Source organism: Novosphingobium sp. GV079 (assembly GCF_003058045.1).
Taxonomy (GTDB): Bacteria; Pseudomonadota; Alphaproteobacteria; order Sphingomonadales; family Sphingomonadaceae; genus Novosphingobium; species Novosphingobium capsulatum.
This window is the reverse complement of the sequence record NZ_QBUE01000036.1, coordinates 1-8665: the sequence shown is the minus strand read 5'-3', so window position 1 is coordinate 8665 and position 8665 is coordinate 1. Positions and strand designations below refer to the sequence as shown.

Annotated in this window: 17 protein-coding genes; all 17 read left to right on the top strand. The window is 63.5% G+C overall.

Features of this window, described 5'->3' with window-relative positions; genetic code table 11:
* The first annotated feature begins 182 nt into the window (after positions 1-182).
* The 17 genes from C8K14_RS21865 (at position 183) to C8K14_RS22765 (ending at position 8634) form a co-directional block, all read left to right on the top strand.
* Positions 183-392 (top strand): AlpA family transcriptional regulator, encoded by a 210-nt coding sequence (locus C8K14_RS21865; protein ID WP_107719233.1) that lies wholly within the window; start codon positions 183-185, stop codon positions 390-392.
* Entirely contained in the window at positions 389-571 is a 183-nt protein-coding gene (locus C8K14_RS21860) for a helix-turn-helix domain-containing protein (RefSeq protein ID WP_107719230.1), read from the top strand. Before C8K14_RS21865 ends, C8K14_RS21860 begins: the two co-directional genes overlap by 4 nt.
* A 3-nt stretch (positions 572-574) precedes the next feature.
* Positions 575-748, top strand: a complete 174-nt coding sequence (locus C8K14_RS22770) for a hypothetical protein (protein ID WP_158272001.1) — start codon at positions 575-577, stop codon at positions 746-748.
* Entirely contained in the window at positions 741-1142 is a 402-nt protein-coding gene (locus tag C8K14_RS21855) for a hypothetical protein (RefSeq protein ID WP_107719228.1), read from the top strand. The genes C8K14_RS22770 and C8K14_RS21855 overlap by 8 nt, the downstream gene beginning before the upstream one ends.
* A complete protein-coding gene (locus tag C8K14_RS21850; RefSeq protein ID WP_107719226.1) occupies positions 1139-1324 on the top strand; it encodes a hypothetical protein in 186 nt (61 codons plus the stop codon). Before C8K14_RS21855 ends, C8K14_RS21850 begins: the two co-directional genes overlap by 4 nt.
* On the top strand, positions 1321-1692 hold the full coding sequence (locus tag C8K14_RS21845; RefSeq protein WP_107719224.1) for a VRR-NUC domain-containing protein: 372 nt from the start codon (positions 1321-1323) through the stop codon (positions 1690-1692). The genes C8K14_RS21850 and C8K14_RS21845 overlap by 4 nt, the downstream gene beginning before the upstream one ends.
* Positions 1685-2278, top strand: coding sequence for a hypothetical protein (locus C8K14_RS21840; protein ID WP_107719222.1), 594 nt, complete (start codon positions 1685-1687; stop codon positions 2276-2278). Before C8K14_RS21845 ends, C8K14_RS21840 begins: the two co-directional genes overlap by 8 nt.
* Positions 2265-3500, top strand: coding sequence for an AAA family ATPase (locus tag C8K14_RS21835; RefSeq protein ID WP_107719219.1), 1236 nt, complete (start codon positions 2265-2267; stop codon positions 3498-3500). Before C8K14_RS21840 ends, C8K14_RS21835 begins: the two co-directional genes overlap by 14 nt.
* Before the next feature lie 219 nt (positions 3501-3719).
* Positions 3720-4040, top strand: coding sequence for a hypothetical protein (locus C8K14_RS21830; protein ID WP_107719217.1), 321 nt, complete (start codon positions 3720-3722; stop codon positions 4038-4040).
* Complete coding sequence (locus C8K14_RS21825) at positions 4037-4300, top strand: hypothetical protein (protein WP_133726942.1); 264 nt, start codon at positions 4037-4039, stop codon at positions 4298-4300. The genes C8K14_RS21830 and C8K14_RS21825 overlap by 4 nt, the downstream gene beginning before the upstream one ends.
* A complete protein-coding gene (locus tag C8K14_RS21820) occupies positions 4297-4530 on the top strand; it encodes a hypothetical protein (RefSeq protein ID WP_107719213.1) in 234 nt (77 codons plus the stop codon). The genes C8K14_RS21825 and C8K14_RS21820 overlap by 4 nt, the downstream gene beginning before the upstream one ends.
* Positions 4531-4540: 10 nt before the next feature.
* A complete protein-coding gene (locus tag C8K14_RS21815) occupies positions 4541-4846 on the top strand; it encodes a hypothetical protein (protein WP_108350178.1) in 306 nt (101 codons plus the stop codon).
* A gap of 26 nt (positions 4847-4872) precedes the next feature.
* Positions 4873-7026: a hypothetical protein gene (locus tag C8K14_RS21810; protein ID WP_107719209.1), complete on the top strand. Its 2154-nt coding sequence runs from the start codon at positions 4873-4875 to the stop codon at positions 7024-7026.
* 2 nt (positions 7027-7028) lie between these two features.
* Positions 7029-7481 (top strand): HK97-gp10 family putative phage morphogenesis protein, encoded by a 453-nt coding sequence (locus C8K14_RS21805; RefSeq protein ID WP_107719207.1) that lies wholly within the window; start codon positions 7029-7031, stop codon positions 7479-7481.
* 33 nt (positions 7482-7514) lie between these two features.
* On the top strand, positions 7515-7841 hold the full coding sequence (locus tag C8K14_RS21800; protein WP_199223798.1) for a zinc ribbon domain-containing protein: 327 nt from the start codon (positions 7515-7517) through the stop codon (positions 7839-7841).
* Between the two features lie 109 nt (positions 7842-7950).
* Entirely contained in the window at positions 7951-8307 is a 357-nt protein-coding gene (locus C8K14_RS22520; RefSeq protein ID WP_133726916.1) for a hypothetical protein, read from the top strand.
* A 162-nt stretch (positions 8308-8469) separates the two neighbouring features.
* Complete coding sequence (locus C8K14_RS22765; RefSeq protein ID WP_158272000.1) at positions 8470-8634, top strand: hypothetical protein; 165 nt, start codon at positions 8470-8472, stop codon at positions 8632-8634.
* Positions 8635-8665: the final 31 nt, after the last annotated feature.

Genomic DNA, 8665 nt, shown 5'->3' with positions numbered 1-8665 from the left:
TCCGCGCTGTAGCGCTTTCTCGTCGTCTTCATTCCAGTCCATTCCTCAGGTCAGGCTGAGCTTATCATCCTGTCCAGAAAAACGGCACCACCTCAAATAGAGGTGTTTCTCAAACGGGGTTATTGCTGACCCCATCCAAAACATGCGTATTCAAAGGGGCTATCCCAATCAGGAGATAGCCCATGAGCCCCGAAATTCTGGATACTGCGGCCGCGGCAGCCTACGTCGGTCTATCGAAGCCGACCCTCGAACGCTTTCGCTTGACGGGCGGCGGTCCTGCCTTCGCCAAACTCTCGCCCGGCAACCGTGGCGCGGTCCGCTATCGCCGCGCCGACCTTGATGCCTGGGTTGCTTCCAAGCTAATCCGCTCAACCTCGCAGGTGGCGGCATGATCACGGAAAGCCAGCCCGCCAAGGTCGGATACAGCATCCGTGAAGCGTGCCAGGCAACGAGCCTGAGCAAAAGCACGATCTACAATCACATTGCTGCAGGCCGCCTTCGCGCGGTGCGGGTGGGTGGCCGAACGATCGTGCCCGCGACTGCCCTGCACGCCCTGCTGGAGGGCTGCTGAGCAATGAAAAACCCCACCGCAGCGGGTGGGGTCGTGGACAAGCTGGCCGGCGAGATCCGCGACCGTTCTACCCTTTCTCACCTTCGCGTTCAACATCTGATCAGCCGCTACGCCGTGCCGGTCGAGCATGCCGCGACCATCGCCGCTCTTGCCTTCAGCGGGGTGTCGCATGGTTGACCTGCTCTCACCGATCGAAGGGGCGCACTGTGCGGCTGGTGCCCCGCCCGCTGCTGGCCAGCCGGCCAGCCGGGCCCGGTCTCTCGACAAGCGCGTCGTCGTCCTGGTCTCCAGCCAAGGCGCCATCGTCACTCACTTCGCCACCGATCGAGATCACTTCCCACCGGTGGCTACCCATGACCGCGACCGCGTTTGCACCTTGGCTTTTCAGGGCGAACTGACCGGGCTGCCTGGGCTGGAATGGCCATCGTGCATTGCAGTGCAGGGCGCGATCTACCGGGAGGCTGACATCTGGCGCATCAGCGGCCGAACCATTGACGTGCCGAAGCCGGCCAAGCGACGCAGGAAGACTGCCCAGATCCTTCCATTCCCGCCGGTGGGAGGTCGCCAATGAACCGGTCACATGGTCAGCCGCCAACCATCGCCCAGGCAACAGCGGCGCTTGCAACTCTGCTCGTCAGCGCGCGCGATATCGACAGCCTCACCGTGGACGCCCTCGCCCGCAGCTATCGCGTTGCCCCGCGACGGATCACGGAAATGCTGGAGGCTGAGCGCCGCCGGAGGGCCTGCGCATGAAGCGTGCACAGCCGAACATGCCGGAGCTTCGCATCCAATCCGGCTTCCGCGCTCAACTGCGCTATGTCGCTCCTGCCGTTTCCGTGGTGGCCATTCCGAACGCTGCGAAGCGCGGCCCCGCTGCTGTACGCCAAGCAAAGCGCGAAGGCATGGCGGCCGGCTTTCCCGACGTCATTGCCCTGTGGTCGGGCGGATCGTGCTTCATCGAGTTCAAGCGCCCCGGCGGTGTGCTCAGCGAGAACCAAGCGGAATGGCTCGATCGCCTCAATCGATGGGGGCACCCGGCGAAGGTCTGCACGTCAGTGGATGAAGCCCTGGCGTTTCTGCGCGCCTGCAGTGCCCCTTTTCTGGGAGGCGGCCATGGCTGATTGGCTGCACGAGGAAATGCGGACCGCGGTGCGCGGCGTCCGCCAGGCCCACATCGACCGAATTTTGGCCCTGGGAGTCGACCGAGCGCCATTTTGCCGCTTGGGCATGACCCAGCCGCAATTCGGCGTCATGCGCGTCCGCGCCCTATCTGACGGCCTGTACGAACCCGATCAGGACGGGGGCACGGCGGCGATTGTGCCGGTCATGGCCATGGAGCGGCTGGATACCGTCCTCGGCCAGATCGATCTGCCGTGCCTGGTTGATCTGATCGCCTTTCAAACCGCCAGTCCAGCCCGGTGGCAGTGGCGGATTGGTACCGGCTGGGCGCTGGGGTCTCACTTGCTGACCGAGCCCGATTCCGATGCAGTCGAGATCGTGGCCACGCCACTGGAGTGGATGAGCGCCGGCGGCGATGCCGTTTGCGTGCTCGATTGGTCAGAGCAGTCCCCCGCCTGGTTCTATCTTCGCACTGCCCCGGAACTGGTCGTGAGCAACCAGATGTTGGCCGCACGCCTGGCGGCAGGGATCGAACGTGCGACGCCACGGCCGCGCTTTACCAGAAGGGCGCACCATGCCGCCGCTTAGTCTCGCCGAAACCATCAAGCCGGTACGGGGCTATTCCGAGCCGGAACCGGGCACACCGCGCGTCGCCGCCACGCCCTACGTCTGGCGCGACCCATCCAGCATTCCGCCCCGAGCATGGGTTTACGGCCGGTGGTTCCTGCGCGGCACCATTGCCTGCGTGGTGGCGCCTGGCGGCGCAGGCAAGTCCACTGTGCTCGCCGGTACGGCACTCGCCATGACCACAGGCCGTCCGCTGCTGGGCAAGGACACCTGGAATGGACCGAAGCGTGTCTGGCTGTGGAACTTGGAAGATGATCTCGACGAGCTTGCCCGGTCCATCCAAGCGGCAGCCCTGCATCACGACATTGGTCCAGCCGAGATCGAAGGGCGCCTGTTCGTCGACAGCGCAATGGATGGCGCCGGATTGTGCACGGCGGAGGACGGCCCAGAGGGCTTCCAGCTTCTGACGCCGGTATATGACGCGCTGACCGCGGAACTAACCCGGCGCAGCATCGATGTGCTCATCGTCGATCCGTTCGTTTCCAGCCACGCTGCCGAGGAAAACCACAACTCCAAAATCGACGCGATCGCCAAAGCCTGGGCCCGCGTCGCAAAGGCCGCAAGCTGCTGCATTGTGTTGGTCCACCACACCAGCAAAGCCGGGGCCGGCGAGGTTACGGCCCTATCGTCGCGCGGCGCAGTTTCCCTAATCAACGCTGCCCGATCGACGCTGGTGCTCAACCGCATGAACGATGACGAGGCTGAGCGGCTGGGCATAACGGATGCAGAACGGCGGCGGTGCATCAGCGTCGGTGACGACAAGCACAACCGCGCGCCAGCCGAGAAGGCGGACTGGTACCGGCTGGCATCCGTCGACCTTGGCAATGGAGACAGCATCGCGGTTGCTGAGCCCTGGAAGCTGCCCGACCCGTTCGACGATGTCCGGCCCGGCGACCTGTACCGCGTGCAGCAGGCGATCGCCGATAGCGAATGGCGCAAAGATCCGCAGGCCGCCGCGTGGGCTGGAAAGGCCGTGGCGAGCGTCATGGGTTGGGACGTGAGCGATCGGGCGGCCAAAGGCAAAATCAAATCCCTCTTGAGTGCCTGGATCGCAAACGGGGTGCTGCGGATCGAATGTCGCCCCGACAAGAAGCGTGAGACCAAAGAATGGATCGTGGTCGGGGACTGGGCCGAGCCTGCCGGACCTTTGCAAGGTGGGGTGCGGCAAGGTGCGGCAGGTTAGGCGCCCACGGCTGCCGTACCACCACCCCCCTATAAGGGGGAGGTGGGTGGTGCGGCGGCGCCAGGCTGGGTTTTCAAGGTACGGCAAATCCCATTGGAATGAGACATGACTGAGCAGCGAAAAAACGCACGATCAACGCGAGGGCGGCCGTTCCAGCCGGGCAACCCGGGCAGGCCGAAAGGCTCACGCAACCGTGCCATCACCGCCCTGGAAACCCTGATGGGCAATTCGGCCGAAGATGTCGCGCGCGCCGTGATCAAGGCGGCAGAACAGGGCGACACGTCCGCCGCGCGCCTGGTGCTCGAGCGAGTGATGCCGGCGCGCAAGGATTCGCCAGTCTCGATCTCGCTGCCGTCGATCAATGGGGCCGCCGGCCTAGTCGAGGCAGGCCAGGCCATCCTGGCAGCGGTGAGCGCGGGCGAGATCACGCCGGCCGAAGCCGACGCCCTGATGAGCCTGATCGAACGGCAACGGCGCGTTGTCGAAACAGCGGATCTGGAAGCCCGCCTGGCGGCGCTGGAAGGGGAGATTACCCGATGAATATCCGAAACCGCCTTGCCGCTCTGGAAGGGCGCGTGGGGAGCAATGATAGCGCTCGGCAGGCTCGACGTATCGCCAGGATGTCCGACGCGGAATTGGATGCCGCGATCGCTGCACACGAAGACGCCGATCCGCAAACCGACGACGAGATTCGGGCGAGCGTAGCCGCAGGCATCCTGTCCGCTCCTGAAGCCGAGCACTTTATCGCGCTGCGCGCCTCATGGCTTGCTGACCGGAACGGTGGGGAGGAGCGGCCATGAACCTGTCACACCGTCTGGCCCGACTGGAGGCGCAGCGACTGCACTCTGACAAGGCGCAACGAATCGCGCCCGCGCTCATGGCCTGGATCACCCAATACCGGCAGCAGCACGGGTCTTTTTGCCCTGACCACCTCGCCCCGGCCGATATCGCGCTTTGGAACGAACACGCCCCCGACACCAACCTGGCCGAATTGCTGGCGACGTTCGCCCGCATCGATGCCGAAATTTGAGGTTTCCACTATGACCGCGCCTAACGCTGATCCGCTTGCAGACGCCTTGGCAATTCGCATCGCGGAAGTCCGACGCGACATCGCGCAGGCTGAGATCGACACTGCCTCCCTGCGCAAAACACTTGCCGAGGTTCAGGGCGTGAAGGTTGTCCGATCGGAGTTTGCTTGCCGGGAGACGTTCGCCCTGGCGCTCGCCACGAAGCGGGCCGCCGTCCGAGAGGTCCGACAGACCATCAAGCAGCACGTGGCGTTGCTGGCCCAGTATGCCGCGCTGATGGATGAGATCAGCCCCACGCCCCGCGCCCGGTTCAACTGACCAGCCGCCCAGATTGGAGGGACCAGATGTCCACCGAAGCATACAAGGTCGCCATCAGGCTCGAACTGATGAACATGGCCATCCCCGGCCTATCGTTGTTGTCGCGCCACCTGCGCACCGGCGAAAAGGACGCTGCGGCATACCAGTCTCGCCTGACCGCTCTGAGCAAGACCGCCGTTGCCGCCGGCGCCGTGGCCGCGATGGGCTTTGCCGGGCTGCGCCTGTTCAAAGCTCCGATCGAGGAGGCCAAGCTCTACCAGACCGAGTTGCAGAAGATCGCGTCTCTGAACTTGGGCGCCGGCGTCGTGGCCCATGCGGACAAGTTTGCGCGCTCGGCCAACATCATCGGCAACAGCGCCCGGCAGATGGCCGAGCAGTACGGCGATGCGCTGGCGATCTTCAAGAATACCCACGAAGCCGACTTCGTCGCGCCGATCATGGCTAAACTCAATTTCGCCAATCACGCGCTATATGGGGAGGGTGGCGCCAGCCGCACCAACGCGATGTACGGCCTGCTCAAAGCGATCGAATATCGCGGCGGGACAAAGAGCGAAGCCGACTTCAAGGCCCAGGCCGAAGACGCGATGAAGATCGTCAACGCCAGCCGCGGGCGCGTTGATGGCCGCCAATTGCTTCAGGTCATGCAGACGGGCGGCATTCTCGCGAAAATGATGACCAACAGCGCGTTCTACCTGAAATCGGAGCCGCTGGTGCAGGAAATGGGCGGGTTTCGCTTCGGCACGGGCTTGAACGCCATTTACGGCAACCTGGGCCAGGGTCGAGGTTCGGTCCTGTCACAGCAGGAGCTTTATCGGCTGGGTTTGCTCGACCGGTCGAAGGTGCAGTTCAACAAGCTGGGCAAGCTCAAGCGTGCCCTGCCCGGTGCCTTTGTCGGTATGGATGCACTGATGAATGGCGGCGTCCAAGGTTTGCTGGAAAATGTCCTGCTGCCGGCGTTCGCACGCCAGGGGATCACCAGCGACAAAGATGTGCTGGCCGAACTGGGCATGATCGCATCAAATTCGCGCGGGGCAGGCTTGCTCGCCACGGCATACCAGCAGCGGCAGAAACTGGCGGCGCAGGCAGAAGCGAACCGCAAGGCCATGGGCCTGGATGCCACCGTGGGCGCTGCCGGCAAGACGGCTGCCGGCCAGGAAGCGGCCCTGCTCGCGCGGGAGGCCACGCTGAAAATGCAGATCGGCACCGTGATCCTGCCTGCTTACGTTCGTGCGCTGGAGTTGACCAGCAACGTGCTTACGGGGATCAGCGCGTTTGCCGAGCAGCATAAGCCCGCGTTCAAGGTGCTGATCGGTGGATTCGCTGGCCTGTCTGCGGCCATGGCGGTCGGCGGCACCTTGCGACTGGCTGGGGTTGCTTTGCAGGGTTTCATGATGCTGGGCGGCCTTGCCAGGATCGTGCCTGTGATCGGCACGGTTGCCGGCATCATGGGCGGCCCGCTGACGATCGGCCTCGCGGCGGCTGGCGCTGCCGCCTACCTCGTCTACCGCAACTGGGACAGGGTCGGGCCTAAGCTCAGCGCCATGTGGGATGGTATGAGGACCGCTGCGACCAAAGCGGCCGGCTGGGTCGCGGACAAGGCCAGCAAGGTCTGGGCGCCGTTTCAGGAGCGGCTGGACAAGCTCGGCCACATTGCAAAGGCAATCGGCTATGTGATCGGCGATAACTGGCAGGTTGCCGTCAAAGCCATGGGCGAGCGTTGGAACAAGCTGAAGGAGGCGGCCGCACCGTACCTCAAGATGGCGCAGAACCTTTGGAACGACGTGACGCCGTACCTGTCGAAAATCTGGACCTGGATGGGCGGCCAGATCAAATGGGCTGTTACCGGGATTGCTGACCTGATCACGAAAAACTTCGTGCCGGCTCTGTCTGCGATCAGTCCACCCCTCAATGCCCTGATCACTACGCTCCGCGGCGCCGATACGTTGCTCAACTCGGCAGACCAGTGGGCGCAGGACAAGAACCGTGCGCACGGGTCGCCCTACGTGAGCCCGCCTCGCCCGATTGTCGTGCATGCGACCGTCCCTGTGCACGTTGGCGACAAGCACGTCGTCACCCACGTCGTAAAGGCGATCGGGGACCAAGCGCGCCGGCCCAACACCGGCTCGACCCGCTTCAACACCTCGCACGCTCCGCCCACGGTCGCCTGGGGAGGGCGCTGACAATGGATTTCGATGGCCTGGGCTCCCTGGCCGCCCACTTCGAGCGCATTGCGGCTCAGGCGGCGGCGGCCGAAGCCCATAACGGGCTAGAAAAGGCGGCCTCGCTGCTTGCGGACAAGGCCAGGGACGCCATCGGGGAATATCACGACGCCGTCGGCCCCATTCCTGCCTGGGAACCTCTGGCGGATGCGACCAAAGCCGATCGCGTCGCCCAAGGCTATCCGGAGGACGAACCTCTCCTGCGCAGTGGCGAGTTGCGTGACAGCATCGGCCACGAGGTCTCGGGTAATACCGCATGGGTGGGATCGACCTCCGATTTGGCGCCGTTCCACGAATTTGGCACCAGCCGCATGCCGCCCCGGCCGATCTTCGGGACGGCGCTGTATGAGAACATCAGCGAAGTGGTGCACGAGGTAGGGCTGACGGCAACGGCGAAGATTCGAGGGCAGCAATAACTGGATGATTTCCGTTAGCCTGGAGCCTCACTGGTGCTGGACAAAGCTCCGCCGGAGAATACCCTCAGCATGTCGAATCGGGGGGGCTTTACAATGTTTTTGGTCGTAGCTGCGCTTCTTGGAATTATTGTTGGCGCGATCGCCCACAGCAAGGGCCGCAATTTCTTTCTCTGGTGGCTCTATGGCGCAGCGATTTTTATCGTCGCCATCGTCCATGTGCTGGTGATCAAACCCGACAAGAAGGCGCTCGAGGCCCAAGCCATCGACAATGACGGCAAGAAGTGTCCGATGTGCGCAGAGGTCGTAAAGCGGGATGCCTTGCGTTGCCGCTATTGCGGGCACTCGTTCGATCCGGCTTGAGAGGCGCCGGCTCGCATCCTGTTATCGCGTCCAACGGCGCGCGCTCCGGTAACCATCTCGTAAATCTTGGCCGGTTCCGCATGCACCAACCTCGTCGCGCGTCGAAGACGTGGCAACTCTCCCCAAATCTGGGGGCGTCTATCCGAACACTTCGCGCGCGCGTGCGCGAGGACGCCGGCTTGACCAGCCGCTGCGGACGCCACAGCAGTTAAGCAATAACCAGATCGATGGGGCGTTTGTGAAAAAGAGCGAGTGCGAAAAGGCAATTCGCCATTTGGCGAGCCAATGGGCTGATGAGGTTGGCGTCCAGCCGGGCCAGGCCCGCATGCCGTCCTTCAGCGCATTCCGGAGTTGGCTCGAGCAGCGAGGATACGGTCACTATCTCAGCTTCCGTTCCGTAATGGGGCCGCTGGAGGATGCTGAACAATGGTTCGACGAGGAGCTTAAGCAGACCTGGCGGAACTAGCGGTTGTGCAATCGGACGGCTGGTTTCGTCCCAGTGGTAGGCACATGCTAGTGTGCTATCGAGCCATATTCCCTCACACCCCACCCGGTTCAGCCCAAAAAAATCCTCGGTAGATCCGATCGCTGCGCCAGACCGCGCGGAGTTTTAACAGTTGAGGCCCGCATGGCAGTGAAAATCTATACGCGCACCGCGCTCGACCACTTCAAGCTCGAAGGCGACATCATCGGGAGACTGGTGGTCGAATATGGCGAACTAGAATGGTCTGTGCACGGCGGTGACAAAACCAGCCACTGGAACGCCGGCGAGGTGCTGAGCGTGGCGGATTAAAACCCAGCCAGTGGTAAGGCGTGCCCTTTTG

Excerpts from the sequence above, each read along its gene's own strand:
- C8K14_RS21865 (WP_107719233.1), top strand. The coding sequence starts at position 183 with ATGAGCCCCGAAATTCTGGATACTGCGGCCGCGGCAGCCTACGTCGGT.
- C8K14_RS21860 (WP_107719230.1), top strand. The coding sequence starts at position 389 with ATGATCACGGAAAGCCAGCCCGCCAAGGTCGGATACAGCATCCGTGAA.
- C8K14_RS22770 (WP_158272001.1), top strand. The coding sequence starts at position 575 with ATGAAAAACCCCACCGCAGCGGGTGGGGTCGTGGACAAGCTGGCCGGC.
- C8K14_RS21855 (WP_107719228.1), top strand. The coding sequence starts at position 741 with ATGGTTGACCTGCTCTCACCGATCGAAGGGGCGCACTGTGCGGCTGGT.
- C8K14_RS21850 (WP_107719226.1), top strand. The coding sequence starts at position 1,139 with ATGAACCGGTCACATGGTCAGCCGCCAACCATCGCCCAGGCAACAGCG.
- C8K14_RS21845 (WP_107719224.1), top strand. The coding sequence starts at position 1,321 with ATGAAGCGTGCACAGCCGAACATGCCGGAGCTTCGCATCCAATCCGGC.
- C8K14_RS21840 (WP_107719222.1), top strand. The coding sequence starts at position 1,685 with ATGGCTGATTGGCTGCACGAGGAAATGCGGACCGCGGTGCGCGGCGTC.
- C8K14_RS21835 (WP_107719219.1), top strand. The coding sequence starts at position 2,265 with ATGCCGCCGCTTAGTCTCGCCGAAACCATCAAGCCGGTACGGGGCTAT.
- C8K14_RS21830 (WP_107719217.1), top strand. The coding sequence starts at position 3,720 with ATGGGCAATTCGGCCGAAGATGTCGCGCGCGCCGTGATCAAGGCGGCA.
- C8K14_RS21825 (WP_133726942.1), top strand. The coding sequence starts at position 4,037 with ATGAATATCCGAAACCGCCTTGCCGCTCTGGAAGGGCGCGTGGGGAGC.
- C8K14_RS21820 (WP_107719213.1), top strand. The coding sequence starts at position 4,297 with ATGAACCTGTCACACCGTCTGGCCCGACTGGAGGCGCAGCGACTGCAC.
- C8K14_RS21815 (WP_108350178.1), top strand. The coding sequence starts at position 4,541 with ATGACCGCGCCTAACGCTGATCCGCTTGCAGACGCCTTGGCAATTCGC.
- C8K14_RS21810 (WP_107719209.1), top strand. The coding sequence starts at position 4,873 with ATGTCCACCGAAGCATACAAGGTCGCCATCAGGCTCGAACTGATGAAC.
- C8K14_RS21805 (WP_107719207.1), top strand. The coding sequence starts at position 7,029 with ATGGATTTCGATGGCCTGGGCTCCCTGGCCGCCCACTTCGAGCGCATT.
- C8K14_RS22765 (WP_158272000.1), top strand. The coding sequence starts at position 8,470 with ATGGCAGTGAAAATCTATACGCGCACCGCGCTCGACCACTTCAAGCTC.